16 protein-coding genes and 1 pseudogene are annotated in these 18,408 nt (G+C 51.0%); 8 read left to right on the top strand and 9 right to left on the bottom strand.

Features of this window, described 5'->3' with window-relative positions; genetic code table 11:
* Positions 1-402: 402 nt before the first annotated feature.
* The 5 genes and pseudogenes from HP435_RS29330 to HP435_RS24910 all read left to right on the top strand — a co-directional run bounded on the left by HP435_RS29330 (position 403) and on the right by HP435_RS24910 (position 6,409).
* Positions 403-1,450 (top strand): annotated as a pseudogene (locus HP435_RS29330) (hypothetical protein).
* Positions 1,360-2,310, top strand: a complete 951-nt coding sequence (locus tag HP435_RS29325) for a BclA C-terminal domain-containing protein (RefSeq protein WP_370641111.1) — start codon at positions 1,360-1,362, stop codon at positions 2,308-2,310. Before HP435_RS29330 ends, HP435_RS29325 begins: the two are co-directional and overlap by 91 nt.
* 251 nt (positions 2,311-2,561) lie before the next feature.
* Positions 2,562-3,662 (top strand): histidine kinase N-terminal domain-containing protein, encoded by a 1,101-nt coding sequence (locus HP435_RS24920; protein ID WP_122966530.1) that lies wholly within the window; start codon positions 2,562-2,564, stop codon positions 3,660-3,662.
* A gap of 874 nt (positions 3,663-4,536) precedes the next feature.
* Positions 4,537-5,094 (top strand): DUF5317 domain-containing protein, encoded by a 558-nt coding sequence (locus tag HP435_RS24915; protein ID WP_122966531.1) that lies wholly within the window; start codon positions 4,537-4,539, stop codon positions 5,092-5,094.
* Positions 5,095-5,179: 85 nt separating this feature from the next.
* The gene (locus HP435_RS24910) at positions 5,180-6,409 is read left to right on the top strand and encodes an HD-GYP domain-containing protein (RefSeq protein WP_229049753.1); all 1,230 of its coding nucleotides are present in this window, start codon (positions 5,180-5,182) and stop codon (positions 6,407-6,409) included.
* 247 nt (positions 6,410-6,656) lie between these two features.
* Here HP435_RS24910 and HP435_RS24905 read toward each other — a convergent pair whose 3' ends face one another.
* From HP435_RS24905 to HP435_RS24875, 7 genes are all read right to left on the bottom strand, one after another.
* Entirely contained in the window at positions 6,657-7,691 is a 1,035-nt protein-coding gene (locus tag HP435_RS24905) for an acyltransferase family protein (RefSeq protein ID WP_173596618.1), read from the bottom strand.
* 193 nt (positions 7,692-7,884) lie between these two features.
* A complete protein-coding gene (locus HP435_RS24900) occupies positions 7,885-8,193 on the bottom strand; it encodes a hypothetical protein (RefSeq protein ID WP_122966534.1) in 309 nt (102 codons plus the stop codon).
* 90 nt (positions 8,194-8,283) lie between these two features.
* Positions 8,284-8,487 (bottom strand): cold-shock protein, encoded by a 204-nt coding sequence (locus HP435_RS24895; RefSeq protein ID WP_063226749.1) that lies wholly within the window; start codon positions 8,485-8,487, stop codon positions 8,284-8,286.
* A gap of 245 nt (positions 8,488-8,732) precedes the next feature.
* Positions 8,733-11,624 carry an ATP-binding protein gene (locus HP435_RS24890; RefSeq protein ID WP_173598568.1) on the bottom strand — a complete coding sequence of 964 codons (2,892 nt, stop codon included), beginning with the start codon at positions 11,622-11,624 and terminating at the stop codon, positions 8,733-8,735.
* The gene (locus HP435_RS24885) at positions 11,621-11,983 is read right to left on the bottom strand and encodes a response regulator transcription factor (RefSeq protein ID WP_122966536.1); all 363 of its coding nucleotides are present in this window, start codon (positions 11,981-11,983) and stop codon (positions 11,621-11,623) included. Before HP435_RS24885 ends, HP435_RS24890 begins: the two co-directional genes overlap by 4 nt.
* Before the next feature lie 21 nt (positions 11,984-12,004).
* Positions 12,005-13,627 (bottom strand): response regulator, encoded by a 1,623-nt coding sequence (locus tag HP435_RS24880; protein WP_173598567.1) that lies wholly within the window; start codon positions 13,625-13,627, stop codon positions 12,005-12,007.
* A gap of 184 nt (positions 13,628-13,811) precedes the next feature.
* Positions 13,812-14,288 carry a hypothetical protein gene (locus HP435_RS24875; RefSeq protein ID WP_122966538.1) on the bottom strand — a complete coding sequence of 159 codons (477 nt, stop codon included), beginning with the start codon at positions 14,286-14,288 and terminating at the stop codon, positions 13,812-13,814.
* Between the two features lie 95 nt (positions 14,289-14,383).
* Between HP435_RS24875 and HP435_RS24870 the strand changes: the two genes are divergently transcribed.
* Entirely contained in the window at positions 14,384-14,587 is a 204-nt protein-coding gene (locus tag HP435_RS24870; protein WP_063226754.1) for a YwbE family protein, read from the top strand.
* An 89-nt stretch (positions 14,588-14,676) separates the two neighbouring features.
* On the opposite strand, the gene HP435_RS24865 is transcribed toward HP435_RS24870, so the two are convergent.
* Together HP435_RS24865 and HP435_RS24860 are read right to left on the bottom strand one after the other, a co-directional pair.
* On the bottom strand, positions 14,677-15,234 hold the full coding sequence (locus HP435_RS24865; protein ID WP_122966539.1) for a cysteine hydrolase family protein: 558 nt from the start codon (positions 15,232-15,234) through the stop codon (positions 14,677-14,679).
* A gap of 300 nt (positions 15,235-15,534) precedes the next feature.
* A complete protein-coding gene (locus tag HP435_RS24860) occupies positions 15,535-16,083 on the bottom strand; it encodes a GbsR/MarR family transcriptional regulator (protein ID WP_063226756.1) in 549 nt (182 codons plus the stop codon).
* A 258-nt stretch (positions 16,084-16,341) separates the two neighbouring features.
* On the opposite strand from HP435_RS24860, the gene proV reads away from it, so the two are divergent.
* Positions 16,342-17,565: a glycine betaine/L-proline ABC transporter ATP-binding protein ProV gene (gene proV / locus HP435_RS24855; RefSeq protein ID WP_122966540.1), complete on the top strand. Its 1,224-nt coding sequence runs from the start codon at positions 16,342-16,344 to the stop codon at positions 17,563-17,565.
* Entirely contained in the window at positions 17,565-18,404 is an 840-nt protein-coding gene (locus HP435_RS24850; RefSeq protein ID WP_122966541.1) for an ABC transporter permease, read from the top strand. The genes proV and HP435_RS24850 overlap by 1 nt, the downstream gene beginning before the upstream one ends.
* Positions 18,405-18,408: the final 4 nt, after the last annotated feature.

Here is an 18,408-nt window from a genome sequence, read left to right as displayed (position 1 = left end):
AAACGGAGCAGATACTAGCTACACCGATGAGATCAAAGGGAGTTATCAACTGGAGCTACGGGAGTAACCAGGAGCCACAGGGTCAACCGGAGCTACGGGAGCACGGAGCAGAGCTAACGGGAGTCAACCGGAGCCACGGGGTTGGAGCCACGGGAGCAACCGGAGCCACGGGTCAACCGGCCAGGAGAACAACTGGAGCCACTTCACCGGGGTTACAACCGGAGAGACCAGGGTCAACCGGAGCCACGACTGGAGTCAACCGGAGAGACGGGTCAACCGGAGCAACTGGAGTTACGGGAGCAACCGGAGAGAGCCAGGTCAACAGGAGACGGAGCTACAGAGCCGGAGAGCTCAGGGAGCACTGGAGTTGCCGGAGCGACCGGAGTAGGAGGAGCCACGGGGTTGGGTAACCGGAGAACCGGACAGGAATAAGCTAGGGAGTAACCGGAGCCACGGGGTCAACTGGAGACGGGAGTAACCGGGGTTACAGGAGCCGGGCTTGATGGAGCCACGGGGTCAACCGGAGAGACAGGGGGATCACCGGTGTAACAGTCACGGTAGCCGGGAAACTGGACTTAGGAGTAACCGGAGAGACGGGGGTCAACTGGAGCCAGGGAGTAACTGGAGAGACAGGTGTCAACCGGAGTGCAGGGAGCAACCGGAGCCACGGGGTCAACTGGAGCCACGGGAGTAACCGGAGGGAGCAACTGGAGAGCAACTGGAGTTACAGGAGCAACTGGAGCTACGGGAGCAACCGGAGAGACGGGATCAACCGGGGTTACATCAGCAACCGGAGCCTGGGGTCAACCTTTCGGATGACGGAGCAACCGGGGTTACGGGAGCAACTGGAGCCACGGGAGTAACTTCACGGGAGCAACCGGAGCTACAGGGTCAACCGGAGCCACGGGAGCGACAGGAGAGACGGATCAACCGGAGAGACAGGCTATCAGCTGGGAGTAACCGGAGCCACGGGGTCAACTGGAGCTATGGGAGTAACCGGAGCCACGGGAGCAGACGGAGTAACCGGGGTTAGGGAGTAACCCGGACAGGGTAGGAGAAAGGGTAACCCATCGGAGCCAGCAGAGACAGGAGCCACGGGGCACTGGAGTCACAGGAGCAACCGGAGACCACGGGGTCAACTGGAGCCACGGGAGCAACCGGAGAGACGGGAGCAACTGGAGTTACGGGAGCGACAGGAGAGGCAGGATCCACAGGAGCAACCGGCCACGGGAGCAACCGGAGCAAACAGGGTCAACCGGAGCCACGGGGTCAACTGGAGCTGGGAGCAACAGGAGTAACTGGAGCAACGGAGTTACGGGAGCAACAGGAGAGACGGGAGCAAGCGGAACCACGGGTCAACTGGAGCTACGGGAGGAGCCACAGCTGGAGCTACGGGAGCAGCCGGAGCCCGGGAGTAACCAGGTTGGAAGCTGCGGAGAAACGGGAGTAACCGGAGCCTCAACTGGAGAGACGGAGCAAGCGGAGCCTGGGGTCAACTGGAGCTTTGGCAGGGAGCAACTGAGGGGTTGCAAAGTAACCGGAGAGACAGGGTCAACCGGAGAAACGGGAGTAACCGGAGCCACGGGGTCAACTGGAGTCACGGGAGCAACCGGAGCCACGGGGTCAACTGGAGACACGGGAGCAACCGGAGCCACGGGGTCAACTGGAGCTACGGGAGCAACTGGAGTCACGGGAGCCACAGGAGAGACGGGAGCAACTGGAGCTACGGGATCAACCGGAGCCACGGGGTCAACCGGAGTTACGGGATCAACCGGAGCCACGGGGTCAACTGGAGCTACGGGAGCAACTGGAGCAACTGGAGCAACTGGAGTCACGGGAGCAACCGGAGCCACAGGCGCCACCGGAGAAACAGGACCCACCGGCCCAACAGGCGCCACCGGAACCGTCTTCACAAACATCAACGCGTTCGGTGCAAATACAAGCGGGGCGCTCATCGCAGTTGTATTGGGCGGCACGAACGTACCTTTGCCCAACAATCAGATCCTGAACGGTGTAACCGTCAATGGCGCCAACACCACCTTTACCGTGCCATCAGCGGGGAATTACCTCTTGTCGTATTCGATCAATACGACAGCCGCTTTGCTGGTCAGTACACGTCTTGTCATTAACGGCTCTCCATTCACTCCGTCAATCGTTGCACCAACGCTGTCCCTCTCTTCCTTCCACAACACAATCATTGCCCCGTTGGGAGCGAACTCGACGATCACGCTTCAGCTCTTCGGCCTGTTGGGAGCAGCTACGCTGTTGACTGGCGCCGGGGCCACGCTAACTATTGTCAGACTAAACTAAAGCTTTACAGGCAAAGGGACGGAACGAGCAACCGTCCCTTTGCTTTTTTATTCGAAAAAAACAGCGCACCGATTCTGTCGCCCCGTAAAAAGTTTTCTCAGCTGTTTTCTCAATAAGAATGACTTTCAAATGTAATTCAGCGTCGAACGGTGTACAATGATAGGAGTAGTAAAAATATTTAGTCAATAAATGTTGAATCGATAGTATAATATTATCGGAATTAGTATGCCGATCATTCGGAGTGGGGATAGATGGCGATGGACGACTTGGCACTATATTTGGACGAGCATGAGGATGCGGCAGTGGAAGAGTTCAGGAGACGGATTAAGGTGGCTGAGCACGATCAGTTCAACGAGATTATTCCTTTGAACGGACAAGCCATGTATCGCATGGTGGCCGGATATCTTCGTTCGAAGATTACTCATGAGGACATCAAGGATCTTGCCTATAAAGTAGCGCATGAGCGGAATCAAGCCCAAATTAACATTGGCGATTTTGTTTTTAACGTCTGCATGGGGCGTGAGCTGGTGATTGATACCTTGCAAAAAGGCCCCTTTTCTCCAAATGTTCTGCTTCCAGCACTCATTAAAATAAACGAATGCTTCGATGTCTTTCTGGTGCATGCCGTGTCCAAATATACCGAACTGAAAGACAGCGATCTGGAGGAAAAGAAGCTGTTTATTGAGCGGTCTCACAAAGACAGGCTGACGATTTTGGGACAGATGGCTTCGAGCTTTGTCCATGAATTTCGCAATCCGCTAACCTCCATTATGGGATTTTCCCGATTGCTAAAAGAAGATTACCCGAACCTGCCGTACGTGGATATTATCGAGAACGAGCTTCATCAGCTGAACTACCGTGTCTCCCAATTTTTGCTTGTATCCAAAAAGGGAGCTGTACATAAAAAAACAGAAGTCTTTAGCATAGCTCTACTGTTCGAGGAGATTTTGTCCTTCCTCTATCCAAACATCGTGGATGTCAACGCGCACATTACGTGCTCGATTGACCCTGCCCTGCTTTTGGTCGGCTACAGGGACGAGATGAGGCAAGTGTTCATCAACATCATTTCCAACGCGCTGGACGCGCTGCAACGGAAAAACGGGGAGAAAGAAGTGGCGATCAAAGGGGCCCAAACCGAAGAAATGGCCGTGATCACGATTTCCAACAATGGCGCTCCCATCCCGCCCGACCTGCTGTCAGTCATCTTCGAGCCGTTCTTTACAACGAAAGAGCTGGGAACGGGGATCGGGTTGTACGTTTGCAAGGAGATCATCGAGCGCCATGGCGGGATGATCGCATGCGAGTCGTCTGATCAGCAGACGGTCTTTTCCATGTACTTCAGACATACTTGATCAGCCAGCGCAATCAAAACGACCTGCATTTGCGACTGAGCTCATGCGCATCTCCCTGTCGAGTGGACAACGAAAAAGGCTCGAATGATACGGCGGTCGCTTCCTTGTAATCTGCGGGGGAGAGGTCGCCGAGTTTTCTGAACGCGATTTTTGTTGTAAAATTGGCTAGAGTCTGCAAGGAACATCCGGGCTTTTGTCCCGGTTACAGGCTTTTCAAGAGAGCGCTTCTCGGTTAAGATGGGCAAGAATCCCCAAAAGCAGTTTCCAGGATGGGAATGGCTCACGCTCGGCCAGCGCCAATACGTGCGCCGATGAACATGCTGACTACAGCCAGAGCTACCTTTTCTCGACATGGCAGTAACTCCTGCTAGATTCAACATTTCCCATATGCATACATGTCGACCTGGACCGCATTAACCAGGAAGAATAGAGAAAAAGCACTAAGGGCAAATGAGCGATCAAGACTGCATTCTTTTATACAATAGGTAAAATTATGAAAACAAGCTATGAAAACGACATTCCCTATTGAAATTCCGATGAAGTAGGGGGAAAATATACCTAAGGTAAACAGAGGTAGAGTGCTGAAAATAGGTTAAGATAACTAATGTCGATAGTTGGCTAATACTGTAAAATTGATCGTAGCAGCTACGTAGCACTCTATTATGGATATGTATACCAATTCAATTGTAATGCATGTTTATACCATACAAAAGGGGGATGTCTTTATGAAAAAAATAGTTTACGCATTTCTCCTCGTTGCGGCAATCGTAGGAGCAACATCTGCAAACTGGCATATTACATAACAGCGTGAATGAAGTAAGAAAACACCGCTTCTTAGTGGTGTTTTTTTACTGTATCGGAGGATGGTTCTATCATGTTGCTAGATATTATATTCATCTCTTTTGTTGTGGCATTGATACGGGGAGGCAGAATAAAAGAATTACCAAAATTTAATAAATTTTCTGTTTTTGGAATCGCTGTGCTTTTGCAGATTCTATCCGCGCTCATGCCAACGTGGGGAAGAGTTTTTGTCTCAGTTGCGTATTTGTGTCTACTCATCTTCTTCTATTCCAACAGAGAGCATGAAGATATCAGATTTTTCATGATTGGCTGGTTCTTTAATGCGATCGCAATCTGGTCGAACTTTGGGAAAATGCCCATTGACCTCGAACTTGCAAAGAAGCTGAAATACTCGGTCGATCCGATTGTAAACGGGACCGATTTCAAGCACTCGGTTTTGGATAATTCAACCAATTTGCCATTTTTGACAGACATAATGTTTATGCCGTTCCCAATTGCAAGAGTCATCAGTATTGGCGATATTTTCATTATGATAGGCGCGTTCTTGCTTGTACAACGCGTAATGGGAAAACCAATATCTCTAATCAGACTCCGCGAGGGTAAAATCCATGAAACCAACCAAGAACTTTAGTCATTTTGCTCTAGGATTACTTGTTCAATGCTTATTTCCGGTAGCCGGGCTGCTGGTGATCATTTCAATCATTACCTCTTGGGGTGTGAATGAACATTGGGGAGTCATGGCGACTTACACCATTTTGACCTTGGTCAGCTCGTTTACTCCCATTCGCACGCTAAATTCGCCTTTAACCTTGAACAATGCCGTGATATTCTCGGGAATTGTCCTGTATGGCACCTGGATCGGCGTCTGGTCAGCGCTTTTGGAGATTATCATCATTTCGTTTATATTCAAATCGAAAGTATCGAGAGCTCTCGCAAATAGTGGCCAAGTCTTGATTACGGTTTGGCTGGTCGGAACTTTGGATCAGTTTTTCCGCACCTATTATCCCGACTATTGGTTTCTGACGGATATCGGGCTGATCCTGGTCTACTGGCTGAGCAACACTCTTTTGGCCGCGGCCGGCATTTCCTATTTTAGAGAGGTGTCTTTTCAAGTCATTATAAAAAGCATGTTGCAAGGCGGCAGCATGACTTATCTCCTGCTCATGGCAGTGGGGGAGATAGGGGCGCGATTTGTAGGAGCTTACGAGGGGTATTCCTTGACGATATTGCTAGGGACGGTTTTGCTGCTTCGCTCGGTTTTCCATCAGTATTTTGCGAGTATAAGCGATCAGCAGAAAAAGATGGAAGAGATCAAAAACCTGAATGATTCGTTCTTGATCGCCCTGGCGGCATCGATCGATGCGCGCGATCCATACACGCTCGGACACTCGTTTCGCGTCGCGCACTGGGGGAGAGAAACAGCAAAATTCATGGGACTTCCGCCAAAGCAGTCGACGGAAGTTTACTATGGCGGGATCATTCACGACATTGGCAAAATCGGTATAGAAGACAACATCTTAAACAAGGAAGGCGCTCTGTCCAAAGAGGAGTTTGAACGCATCAAGGAGCATCCGGTCATCGGGTACGAGATTTTGAAAAGGACGTCGGTTTTCCCCGAGCTGCTCCCTGCCATTCGCTGGCATCATGAGCGGGTTGACGGGACAGGATATCCCGATAAGCTCAAAGGAAACGAAATCCCGCTCATAGCCCGCATACTGGCTGTCTGTGACGCTTTTGACGCCATGGTTTCTGATCGTCCTTACCGGAAAGGCATGTCCGTGGAAGAAGCCTTGAGGCGGATTCAGGAAGGAGCCGGCACCCAGTTTGATGCTGAAATCGCAGCGAATTTTGTGACCATGATCAAGAGCTTGAATGAGGAAGAGTTGCAAAAAATCATTCGGGCAAATAACCGGAACCAGGAAATCGATGTCTCCTTAACCACGTAAGCGATCAGGAGAGTCAAGTTTACATAAGATTCAAAGCAAGGCGATACGTATCATACAAAAAAAGCTATCAACTTTGATGGCTTTTTTTATTTTCCTCCACACGATGCAAATGGATGGCCCCAGCGTAGTATCCTCCTTTTTCCTGACAAAAAAAGTCCCACCCGGTCGACAGTGACTGAATCCATGACAGCATGAACCCTTTGTTTACTGTCTACCGAATGGGACAAAAAGCAAGCAAGACACACGCTTACTGTAGCCGCTCCCTTCGCGCTTTCCCGGCGAATCGGCCCAACTGCTCCAGTCCTTTGACCAGCCAGACCAACAGGAGGGAGAGCAGGAAGCTGCACCCGAAGATCAAGCCCAGGTACAAAAGCGAGTACCAGGTGTTTTGGAACACCCAGGCGACTTCGCCGTACTGCTCAAACAGAAAATCTTTGAACAGGATCAAAAAAGCGGAGTGAAACAGGAAAATAAAGTACGTCAAACCTTTGCGAAACTTGAGACGCAGATGATCGACCAATTCCAGGAAAAAGACCATCAGCACGAGAAAAGACAGCAAGGTAGCAAAGACAAAAGTCAGATGCACCGCCACGTACAGCTTGCTGGAAACGACAAAAAACATGGCGGCAGCGGTCGCGATCCCTGTAAGCAGCATCAGGATCGAGCGGTTGTTTCGCAAAAAGGACAAAATCGTCTCCCGGTACCAGTACAACAGATGGCCCATGTACAGCGTGAAAATCCAGCTGGGCAGCATGTGCCGCGTCGACAGCTCCAGCCAGCCTTTGTGCAAATAGTTGATGTAGACGTATTGCACGGCGAGCAGAAGCCAGATGACATACAAAATGTTGCGTTTGGTAATCCAGTTGCGGAAAAAGTAAGCAAACACGTAATACTGGCAAATCATGAACACAAAATAAAGATGATCGCCGGTTTTCCCCATCAGGATGTTTGTGAAATCAAGGGTCGTATGCGGCATCTCTTTTTTCAGCAAATAGTGGTACAGAATACCGGAAACCAGGTAAGGCAAGAAAATGTACAGGAGCTTGCCCGTAAAAAAGTCGCGGGGCGTCGGGCTTTTCGCCTCAAACGAGTAAGCGGTCAAATAGCCGGTGGCGATCGTCAAAAGCACAGTGCCGTAGCGACTGATCTGATTGAGAGCGACCACCCAGAACGGATCGTTGAAATACAGCACAGAAGCAGTAAAATGGCCGACCACGACCAGAAAGCTTGAGAACAACTGGACGTAAAACAGCGATTTCAAAATTTTCGAATCGGTATACATAGGCATTCTCCATTTACTTGTTCGTCGTCTGGCGAGTCGTCTGCGTCCAACCCTGCGGACAGCCAACACAATAAATTGCGAATGCGTCTATCTTAGATAATGAAATTTTGAAAGAGATTTGATCTTTGTGATCTGTGCAAGCCAATGTTTGGGAAGACAGGAAAAAAGCCACACCTGTGCGTGGCTTTCGGCCTTATTTTTGCGGCTTGTTCCGCTCCTCAATCGCTTGGCTGACCACGAAGGCCAGATCATCGTTGCCAAAGAGCGACAGGACACCGAGGATGGTGGCGTCAGGGATTTCTTCTGCTTCCTCTTTCGGCACCGTGTTTTCCAACATTTGCGCGAGCAGTGGATTTTCGCCTTGAGCGGGATAAGCGGCCCGATACAGCTCACGTGCATCAAGCCCATGGTTGACACACCATTGGGCAAAGACGAGAATCATCATTCCTTCGTCGCGCTGGTAAGCCTGGATGACTTGATCTTCCATCTCTTTTCGGTTCATAGATATGCTCCTCTAACAATCAGTCGTACACGTTATGTGCTTAATTGTAGAGAAGAGGGCGGGTGCCCGCAAGGAAAAAGAGGGGAGAGATTAGGAGTTTCGCTTGCTGTGATTGGTCAAAACCGGAAGCACCCGGGTATCTTTAATCATTTCGGAATGGCAAAAAGGGCAGCTCGGGCTCTTGTCAAAGGAAAAGTTATCTCTCATCCAGCACGTACACCCATCATTGCTGCACGTCCATACATCTGTTTCCTCTTCTTCGACCGGAACAATTGCTTTTTTCGAGAAATACACATGAACTCCTCCTTTGCAGGGCATCGTGCTTACAGTAACACCTCTATTAATGTGTGATGGAAAGTCCATGAATATACCAAGATTTTCTGCCCGACTGCATAAAAGAAAGGACATAACTGCCCAAAACGGTCGTGACCGTTTTGTTGACCGCAAGCGGTCACATCCCATTTCATGAAAAACGTCGAAACGTTTTTCACAGAAAAAAGGCAACGGAACGCATCCGCTGCCTTTTTTCTATGAAAGGATTACAGTTGATCCGGGATCAAAATTTGCCCGGTCGTTTCATGGCTGGTCACAGCGAGCAAGATCGCTTTCGACAATGTGTCGGGGTGGTAAGGCTTGATCAAGTAGCCCTTGGCCCCCAGGTCAAACGCTTTTTTCTTCTCTTCAAAAGCGCTGGAGATGACGATCGGGATCGTCTGCAGCTCGGGATTTTCCCGCATCGCTTCAATGACCTGCCAGCCGCTTTCTCCATCTTGCAAAATCAGATCGAGGACAACGGCGTCCGGACGCAGCTCCGAAATGGCGGCGAGCGCCTCTTGGGCCGTAGAACAAGGATAGACCGTAAAGCCTGAGCTGAGCAGTTCCTCACGCAAAAGCTCGGCCAGATTCATGTCGTCCTCGATAATCACGACTTTTCCGTTGGACTGGCCGGAAGGAGCGAGCGCCGCGGCTGCGTTGTTCGCCAACAGCTCGGCACGGACCGCCGGCTCCGGCAAAGGAAGGGCGACCGTAAACGTACTGCCTTTTCCAGCCTCGGAAGCAACGGTGACCTCGCCGTGGTGGATGCGCACGATCTCCTGAACGATGGCAAGCCCGAGGCCCGTACCGCCAATCTCCCGGCGATCGGAATTGTCTACGCGATAAAAACGGGTAAACAGATGAGGGAGAGCTTCCGCAGGGATGCCCAGCCCTTCATCGTGAATCTCGATCAACAGCTTTTGGTTTGCTTCACGAATAACGACGCGGATGCTTCCGCCGTCCGGTGAATACTTGACTGCATTGCTGATCAGGTTGACCAGCACCTGGCGAAGCTTGTCGCGATCTCCGCAGATGGTCGTTTGCTCCGTTTGCAGCTCAAGCTCAAACGAATGCGGCGTAGATTGGGCACGGTACATCCCAAACACTTCGCGGGCGAGGGAGTCGATCTCGACTTTTTCAAACTCATAGCTTTGGCGGCCGGATTCCATGCGCTGCAAGTCAAGAAAATCGTTGATCAAGGTCGTCAGTCTCGTCGCTTCCTGATAAATAGCCGTCATGTAGCGCTGCTGTCTTTCCGGTTTCAAGTCTTTGTGCAGCAAAAGCTCGGCAAAACCGAGCACGCTGGCGAGCGGAGTGCGCAACTCGTGGCTTACCGTGCTGACAAATTCCGATTTCATCTGGTCAATCTCGTATTCCTTCGTGATGTCCCGATAGACCAAGAGAGTGCCCCATTTGTGGGACGCGCGGTACAGATGCTCGGCATACAGCTGAATATAGCGCTTGGTAGGGGAGGTCAGTTCGAAAACAATGCTGTCCTCCTGCGGATCTTCCTCGTTCAGTGTGACCGCTTTTATATACTGGGCGAGACGTTTTGGTTCCGCCGTGCAGCTTTGCAAATGGGCGAGAAACGGGTCGATGTTGAAGTCCGCTGTTGAGTGCGAGTTATCGAAGCCGATAAGGTCGCGGAAGGTTCGGTTGACCTGTAGCGTTCCGCCGTCGAGATCGAGCAGTTGAATCCCTTCCTGCACCGAATCGAGCATGTCTTGCGTGACTTGCCGTTGCCGTTTTGTCTCCTCGAACATGGCGAGCTTGTCCAATGACAACGAGACTTGTTTGGCCAAGCCGATTGCCACCTGTTGCTCATGCTCGGAGAACTTGCGGTCAATCCGGGCAAGAATGATGCAGGCCACGACTTCTTCGTTCGAGTCCAAAACAGGCAGATACAGCTCGTATGTGCGGGAAGGGGTCATGAGGAAACCGCGCTCTCCCATGGTGCTTTCGCGATTGATGACATACGGCTGGTGCGTTTCCTTGATGCGCACGAGCGGACCGTCTTCAATCCCTTGCAAAAGCTGCTCGATTCCTTGCGGAGACACACCGAAACTGGCAACAGCCCGATCGGCATCGAGCACGAGAATGACGCCTTTGTCCGCCTCCATGCTGTCCACAGCGTTGGATACAATGCTCGACAGAAGCGTTTGCTTGTCCAATGTATTCGTGAGCGCGAGAATAAACTGGTTCTTTTTCTCCAGATGGCGCTCGTTCTCCGCCATTTTTTCCAGCGCTTCCGTCAGTTCCTCTTGCTGCATCACGAGTTCATCCTGCTGGGCTTGCAGCTCTTCGTTTTGCGCCATCAGCGCCTCTTCTTTGTTCTGGATTTGCCGCATCATGTAGTCGAGAGAGCGGGAGAGCTTGCCGATCTCATCGTCACGCTCCAGGCCGTTCAACTGCGGCGTCTCCCCAAGCGAAAAGCGGTTGGCATCGGCAGTCAGCCGCATCAACGGTCGGCCGATATCGCGCGTCGTTTTGATCGTTACCCAGATCAATACCAAAAGAGCCATCAGCACGTAAATGATGAACCACAAGCTTTGGGCAGACAGTTCCTGGAACAACTGCTGGTTTTGCATCGAAATGAGCTGCTCATTCGTTTGCTGATAGCGGGTGGCATAGCTGATCAAATTGTTGACCTCCATGTTTACCCCGCTGGACGAAAATTTGCGCAAACCTTCGTAATCACCCGACTGTGCATACCCTGACGAGGTAGGGAAGACGCGGGTGAAAAAATTGTCTACAAATGATTCGATGGATGTGGCAATTTTAAGTTCTTCGCTGCTGAGCGGAAGCTGCTTGAAAGCATGAAGCGACTGTTCCAGCTTTTTCTTTTCGAGGAACAATTCATTGTATTCATATGGGCTTAAAAAAGCATAATAGCCGCGGGCACGAAAGAAAATCTGGTTCGTATGCTCCGAGATTTGCGTAATCAGCTCCTGCTTCTGTCTGGAAGTTTGCGCGGCTGATTGAAAGTTTGTAAAGGCTTGATTGTTCAGCATCTGCACGACCAGCGCCCCGGCGACCATCAGCGAGAAAAAGAGAATCATCATGATGGCGAAGCGGCGGGTAATGCTTTCCCTTACGTATTTTCGAAATGAAGTCATGCTAGCATGTCCTCCACTTTGCGGACCAGCTCCAGCGGGCTGAACGGCTTGGGCATGAAGTCGTCCGCCCCGGCAGAGCGCATTTTTTCCTGTTCGGCATGCTGGCTTTTTGCGGACAGGATGAGCACTTTCACAGACTGTTTCTCAGGCATTTGTTTCATCTGGGTCAAGACGTCAAAGCCTGTCAGCTTGGGCATCATGTAATCGAGAATGACCAAATCGTACTGATTCTGGCCAATTTTTTGCAAGGCTTCCTCACCGTCGCAGACGATATCGAGCTGATGGCCTTCATCTTCAAGCGTATCCCCGATCAGCATGCGCAGCACTGCTTCGTCTTCGGCTAATAAGATCGTTGCCATTTTTCTTCCTCCATGTCATTCCTACATCATTCGTTTGATCAAACGTTTGATGCGCGCTTCCAGCTCTTTTATGCTGAAAGGCTTGGTCATATAGTCGTCAGCACCCAGTTGCAGGGCGCGGGCAATATCCTGTTCGCCGCTGCGTCCCGTCAGCATGAGCACCGTGTACTGCTTGCTGTTGGGCAGGGCGCGGATCAGTCTCAGGACATCAAGCCCGTCCATGTGTGGCATGATGCCGTCCAAAATGACAAGGTACGCTTCCGGACCTTGATGCCAGGACGATTCAAAAAAGGCGGCGCCTTCGTGGAACGTTCGGATGTCTGTATGAATCCATCCTTCCAGACTGGCGCGAGCGCAGTCGGCGAGCAAAGTGCGGGTCAAGGAATCGTCGTCGATAATCGCCACTTTCAGTCTCACGGTGCGCGTATCTGGATCGTCGTTGCGCTTGGCCATCTCTACCCGGCAACGCCCGTTGTTTTTCGCAGCGTATAAAGCCGTATCAGCGGCGTCTATCCAGTGCGAGAGTGGCTTTTGTCCATCCTCGATTTGCACGACTCCTGCCGAAAAGCTCAAAGAAAAGCTGCCTTCCGCCGATTCAAAAGAAAGTGCCTGAAAGTCGACCAGCAGCTGTTTGATGCGCAGCTTTGCATCTTGTCCGGACGTTCTTGGCATGAGCAGCAAAAATTCTTCCCCGCCATAGCGGAAAAAGATGTCGTACTTCCCGGAGTTTGTCTTGATGAAAGAGGCGAATCGGCTCAGGACAACATCGCCTACGAGGTGCCCGTGCGTGTCATTGACCTTTTTGAAATGATCGATGTCCATAAAGGCCAGCGAGAACGGGATTGAATTTCGCAGCGAATCGGACAGCAGCCGTTGATACGTGTCCGTAAGAGAATTGCGGTTGAACGCACCCGTCAATTCGTCGATGAACAAGATTTTATCCATCCAGCGTTTTCTGCCCAACTGCCGTTCCAGCCGAACCGTCAATTCCTCCAGGTCAAGCGGCTTGCACATGACGTCGTCCGCCCCCAGACGAAAAGCGCGCATGCGAGTGTCCCGGTCGCAATCAATGCTGATGATCGTCGTCGGGACGTATTGCTTTTTAATTTTCTCGCTGAGTGTTTGCATGACTTGAAAACCGCCTGTTTCCGGGATGTTCAAGTCGAGTATCAGGCAATCCGGGTTAAGGTCGTGGAAGTAGTCGAGTGCCTTGTGCGGATACACAGTGGCGATGACGGACCAGTTTTGCTTCTCCAAATATTCCTTGAGGTACATCAAAAGCGTCACATCATCATCTAGAATGAGCAAAAGAGGCTGGTTTTCGTAGGTGGATTCTTGCGGCAATGTGGGGTCCTCTAATAAAATCTCTTGCTCGGGCCGATGCTCGTAGCAGAGAGTGATCAGCTCTCGCAAAAAATCGCTCCACTCGTGTGTCGGCCAATCCTTCGCCTCCAGCTTGTCCAGTTGTTCCAGCAAGGATTGGGAAAGCTCGGATAAATCGTGCAAACCAATCGTTCCGGCTGTACCCTTCAGCGAGTGGACAAAACGGTATAATTCTTCATGGGAGACAGGCTCTTCCTGAGCGAGCCAGCCTTCCAGTTGTTTGTGAATTTGAAAAAGAAGGGTGTCCCTGTATTTGATCATTCCGAATTATCCCCCTGTTTTCGGGAAGGCCCTGCGCAGTCTCGAAGACTGCCGGGCCAGATCATAATAGGTATTGTACATCTAGCTAGGTGGAAGTGTACCATATTAAGAGGGGTTCTCCAACGAAAGGATTGCACTGGGAGGCAGGAAAAAAACAGGACGTGACAACTCTGTTACAAGCAGTTTACGAAAGAGAAAAGCCTTCTTCCTTCAAATATTGCGCCGCTTCCACGTAAGACTCAAAAGAAGCTTCCAGGTTCATGCCGTGGTAGACATTCCACAGGGAATCTTCTTGCTGTAAAAGCAGCGTGCGGTTTTGCTTGTCGACCCAGGTTTGTTCGACTTGTTCGCTGGCATCTGCTGCTGGTTGCTGCGGCTCGCGCTTGACGGAGAGCGACTGGATGGAAGCTTCGATTACTTGGCGCAGCTCGTCTGCGGAGAAGTCGCGAATGTTTACGTAGCCTTTGTCGTCTTTTTGGTAGCCCTTCAAAAACGCTGCGAACACAAAGCCGTTGCCGTTCGGATGCAGATGGTAAACGACTGTCTTTTTGTCGTGAAGACTTGCCTCGTAGTGAAAATTAACCCGTTTGAGCGAGACGTTGTGGCGAGACAACTCCGGGAATGATTCGATAATCGCCAGTTTTTGTTCAAAAGTAAGCATGGATTCCTCCGATGTGAATAAGGTTATCCGTCGATTATATCATAGGTGGAACAAAGAACGAAAAGGCTATACAGACAAGAGAGGAAGCGATGACGATGAACGGAAAAAATCGAAAAGATATCGTAGCAGGACTGGAAGTGGATATCGTCCTGAAGCAGGATCAGCGCACAGGGGTGCGGACGCGGGGAATCGTCAAGGACATTTTGACCAATTCCAGCACGCATCCGCACGGGATCAAGGTTCGCTTGACCAATGGCCAGGTCGGACGAGTGCAGGAGATTATTCGAAAAGGCGAGTAAACGTAAAAAACGGGATGCCAGCGAGGGCCATCCCGTTTTTTGATCGCGAGCGACAGGCAGCTTCTTCCGGAAAAGACGAGCCTGATCGATCAGCGATATGTATCGTGAGCAGGTGTAAGCACATCTTCCGTGGAATCGCGCACGAGGATGAACGGCCCGATGTTCCCGAGTCCATGCATCGATACGTTGTGATGGGCGATAATTTGCTCTGCACGCAGCACGGTGTTGTCGGTTGTGGAATGACCGTCACTGACGAGTGTGACGTCATAGCCCAAGGTGGTCGCTCGCTTGCAGGCGCTGTCTACGCAAAATTCCGTTTTGCAGCCCGTCATGACGAGATGCGTAATCCCGAGCGATTGCAGTTGTTCATGCAAATCGGTCTCGTGAAAAGCATCCGTCGCTTGTTTGAGAATCACGGTTTCCGTCGGGAGCGGGGCAAGCTCGGGGTGGATGGCGTAAGCGTCAGCGCCAAGCTCCGCGACATCTGTGTCCTGCACGTACAGGACGGGAATCGCTCTTTTCCAAGCGTCTTCCCTCAGCTTTTTGATCGTCTGAACGAGCGAGGTCTTTTGATAAACAGGGCCGATCGGGCCTTCCACAATCCCTACTTGTACGTCAATAATGAGCAGAGCTGTTTTTTGCGTCATTCACGTTCCTCCTCAAAATGCAGGGGCTACCGGGGCAGTCCCCCCGTTTCTTTCTTGGTTGTTTTCATCGATCTATGAGCATGCCGTTGCGTATTTGTTTTCATATTTCATCAGCTCCTTCGCTTATGGCAGCGGGACAGCCAGAGGCGGCTGCATCCGCTAGAACCATTGTAACACATCGCCTGTTTTATCATTCGGATTTTTTTGAACAATCGAACGGAAGGTAAAAACAGCCCCCATCCTGCTGGCTGCCAGTCAAGGAAGGGGGCTGTTTGTGTTGCATGTGTCAGAAAGCTGTCTTTACGAGTCGCTTTCTTTTTTCGGCACAAACTGAAAAATTTCATGGGATTCAAAAGAGTCGATCAGGCGCGATAGCCACAAGTAGTAATCCAGTCCGTTTTCAATCCGGCGGATACTAAGCTCCACGCGTTCTCGCAGCTCGTCCGTCAACTCCTCGGATTGCTGGAGGGCGCGCAGCTCCTGAAGCGACTTTTTCAGGCTGTGCACATTTTGCTCGCTGGCATGGCGCCACTTCACGGAAAACAAGTCGATGAAGTTTTGGTACCAGTCCAGATTGACCTCGTAGTGGTCTTTGCGAGTTCCTTTTTTCCATATCTTTTCTACCATATTTAAGTCCATCAAGGTGCGAACGCCGGTGCTCATGCTGGTCTTGCTCATTCCCAGCGCTTCTCCCATTTCATCAAGCGTCATCGACTTGTCCTGAAACAGCAGCGTGCCATACAAGAGCCCCGTCGACATGGTGATGCCGTACAAATCCATGTTGCGGGCAAGTGTTTCAATCACGCGTTCTTGAGCCTTTTCGAGGATTCTTTCCTGATTCGTATCCATTTTGAAAAAAGCAGCTCCTCTAGTCATATTACCTGACTAGAATTGTACGTTCCTTACAGCAAAATGTAAATGGAGATATCAAACAGTATATACGAGATAAACTGCGAATACAGAAAGAAAAGTACGTAAAGTTTTTTCTGAACGCTGAAAATGCCCGATTATCGAGCCTCACCCAGTTTGAGGTAAAAAAGTGGGCTGGTTACAATTGTAAGGGTAAAGAACAGTCCGGATACGGGCGTAAAAGTTGGAGGTGACCATATGCCCAAGATCAAAGTAGAGAATTTGACCAAAATCTTTGGACGACAGCCCCAACGCGCATTGCCCCTCGTGAAACAAGGGAAGGCCAAGACAGATATATTGAAGGAAACGGGTCTTACCCTTGGGGTTAATCAAGCGAGTTTTGAGGTGCACGCCGGCGAAATTTTCGTCATCATGGGGCTTTCGGGTAGCGGGAAATCGACATTGGTTCGACTCTTGAACCGACTGATCGAACCGACGGAAGGCAAAATCCTGATCGACGGTACGGATATCGTCAGGATGAACACAGAACAGCTGCAACAGGTCAGAAGAAAGAAGCTCGGGATGGTATTTCAAAAGTTTGCCCTGTTTCCGCACAGGACCGTCCTGGAAAACGCAGCATATGGCCTGGAGATTCAAGGAATGGCCAAAGCAGAGCGCGAGGCCAAGGCGAAGCAATCGCTGGAACTGGTCGGACTGGGCGGCTGGGAAGCGAGCTATCCTGACCAGCTTAGCGGAGGAATGCAGCAGCGCGTCGGTCTGGCGCGTGCACTTGCCAATGAGCCGGATGTGCTGTTGATGGACGAAGCATTCAGCGCACTTGACCCGCTCATTCGCAAGGACATGCAGGACGAACTGCTGGAGCTGCAAAGCACCATGCAAAAGACGATCATCTTCATTACGCACGATCTCGATGAGGCGCTGAAAATCGGTGACCGGATTGCCTTGATGAAAGACGGAGCGATCGTCCAGATCGGCACACCGGAAGAAATTATGACCAATCCGGCCAACGAGTACGTGGAGCGCTTCGTGGAGGACGTGGATCGTTCCAAGGTGCTCTCCGCAGAGAACGTCATGAAGCGGGCCGAGACGATTACGTTGGATAAAGGGCCGCGCGTTGCCTTGCAGTTGATGAGGGATCGCGGTGTATCCAGCTTGTATGTAGTAGACAAGAAGAAGACGCTCCTCGGCGTTTTGACCGCAGATGCGGTCAGCCAGGCAAAAGAACAGGGCCAATCGTTGGAGTGGGTGCTTCGTACCGAAGTTCCGAAGGTAGGGCCGCAAACGCTCCTGAATGAACTGTTTGACTTGGTCGCTTTTTCGGATATTCCGGTGGCAGTGACAGGCGATCATGACCGCCTCCTGGGTGTCATCGTAAAAGGTGCCGTGTTGGGCGGATTAGCGGGAAAAGTAAACCAGGAAACGCCACTGCCGGTAAATGAAGAAGGGCAGGTGGATGAATGATGGATCAATTTTTTCCGAAGCTGCCCCTCGATAGTTGGGTAGAAACGATTGTAGATGGACTGGACGAACATTTGGGCTTTTTGTTCGATTTCATTTCGACATGCATTGGCGGGACGGTCGACTTTTTCAATCTGATTTTGACCGGACTGCCGTTCTGGGTGATTATCATCTTGCTTACACTGCTGGCGTATCGGGCTGGCAAGCTGTCTATCGCTCTTTTTACTTTCATTGGACTTCTTTTGATTCAAAACTTGGGTTATTGGGAGCATTCAATGGAAACACTTGCGCTGGTGCTGACAGCCGGACTCATTTCCGTCATTATCGGGATTCCCGTGGGAATCTGGTGCGCGAAAAGTGATTCCGTGCAAAAGGTCGTAACGCCGCTGCTTGATTTCATGCAGACGATGCCCGCGTTTGTGTATTTGATTCCTGCGATCTTTTTCTTCGGACTGGGGAAAGTGCCGGGCGTAATCGCTTCCGTCATTTTCGCGATGCCGCCGACGATTCGTCTGACCAATCTGGGGATTCGCCAGGTGCCGGCGGACTTGATCGAGGCTACGGAGGCGTTTGGTTCGACTTATTGGCAAAAGCTGACGAAGGTGCAACTGCCGATCGCCAAAACGACGATCATGGCAGGGATCAACCAGAGCATCATGCTGGCGCTGTCCATGGTCGTCATCGCCTCGATGATTGGGGCGAAAGGACTGGGTGCCGACGTATACCGCGCCGTGACGCAGATCAAGATCGGGGAAGGCTTCGAAGCGGGACTTGCCATCGTCATTATGGCGATTTTGCTGGACCGCATCACGCAAGGAGTAGGAAAGAGAAAAAAAGCGTAGGAGG

It is taken from the genome of Brevibacillus sp. HD3.3A, from assembly GCF_013284375.2.
Lineage (GTDB): Bacteria > Bacillota > Bacilli > Brevibacillales > Brevibacillaceae > Brevibacillus > Brevibacillus parabrevis.
This window is presented reverse-complemented; position numbering and strand designations above follow the sequence as displayed.

What these genes read in the sequence shown, in the direction of transcription:
- HP435_RS24880 (WP_173598567.1), bottom strand. Translation starts at nt 13,627, where the DNA reads ATGATCAAATACAGGGACACCCTTCTTTTTCAAATTCACAAACAACTG.
- HP435_RS24850 (WP_122966541.1), top strand. Translation starts at nt 17,565, where the DNA reads ATGGATCAATTTTTTCCGAAGCTGCCCCTCGATAGTTGGGTAGAAACG.
- HP435_RS24900 (WP_122966534.1), bottom strand. Translation starts at nt 8,193, where the DNA reads ATGAACCGAAAAGAGATGGAAGATCAAGTCATCCAGGCTTACCAGCGC.
- HP435_RS24905 (WP_173596618.1), bottom strand. Translation starts at nt 7,691, where the DNA reads ATGTATACCGATTCGAAAATTTTGAAATCGCTGTTTTACGTCCAGTTG.
- HP435_RS24870 (WP_063226754.1), top strand. Translation starts at nt 14,384, where the DNA reads ATGAACGGAAAAAATCGAAAAGATATCGTAGCAGGACTGGAAGTGGAT.
- HP435_RS24860 (WP_063226756.1), bottom strand. Translation starts at nt 16,083, where the DNA reads ATGGATACGAATCAGGAAAGAATCCTCGAAAAGGCTCAAGAACGCGTG.
- HP435_RS24865 (WP_122966539.1), bottom strand. Translation starts at nt 15,234, where the DNA reads ATGACGCAAAAAACAGCTCTGCTCATTATTGACGTACAAGTAGGGATT.
- HP435_RS24875 (WP_122966538.1), bottom strand. Translation starts at nt 14,288, where the DNA reads ATGCTTACTTTTGAACAAAAACTGGCGATTATCGAATCATTCCCGGAG.
- HP435_RS24890 (WP_173598568.1), bottom strand. Translation starts at nt 11,624, where the DNA reads ATGACTTCATTTCGAAAATACGTAAGGGAAAGCATTACCCGCCGCTTC.
- proV (WP_122966540.1), top strand. Translation starts at nt 16,342, where the DNA reads ATGCCCAAGATCAAAGTAGAGAATTTGACCAAAATCTTTGGACGACAG.
- HP435_RS24915 (WP_122966531.1), top strand. Translation starts at nt 4,537, where the DNA reads ATGTTGCTAGATATTATATTCATCTCTTTTGTTGTGGCATTGATACGG.
- HP435_RS24885 (WP_122966536.1), bottom strand. Translation starts at nt 11,983, where the DNA reads ATGGCAACGATCTTATTAGCCGAAGACGAAGCAGTGCTGCGCATGCTG.
- HP435_RS24920 (WP_122966530.1), top strand. Translation starts at nt 2,562, where the DNA reads ATGGCGATGGACGACTTGGCACTATATTTGGACGAGCATGAGGATGCG.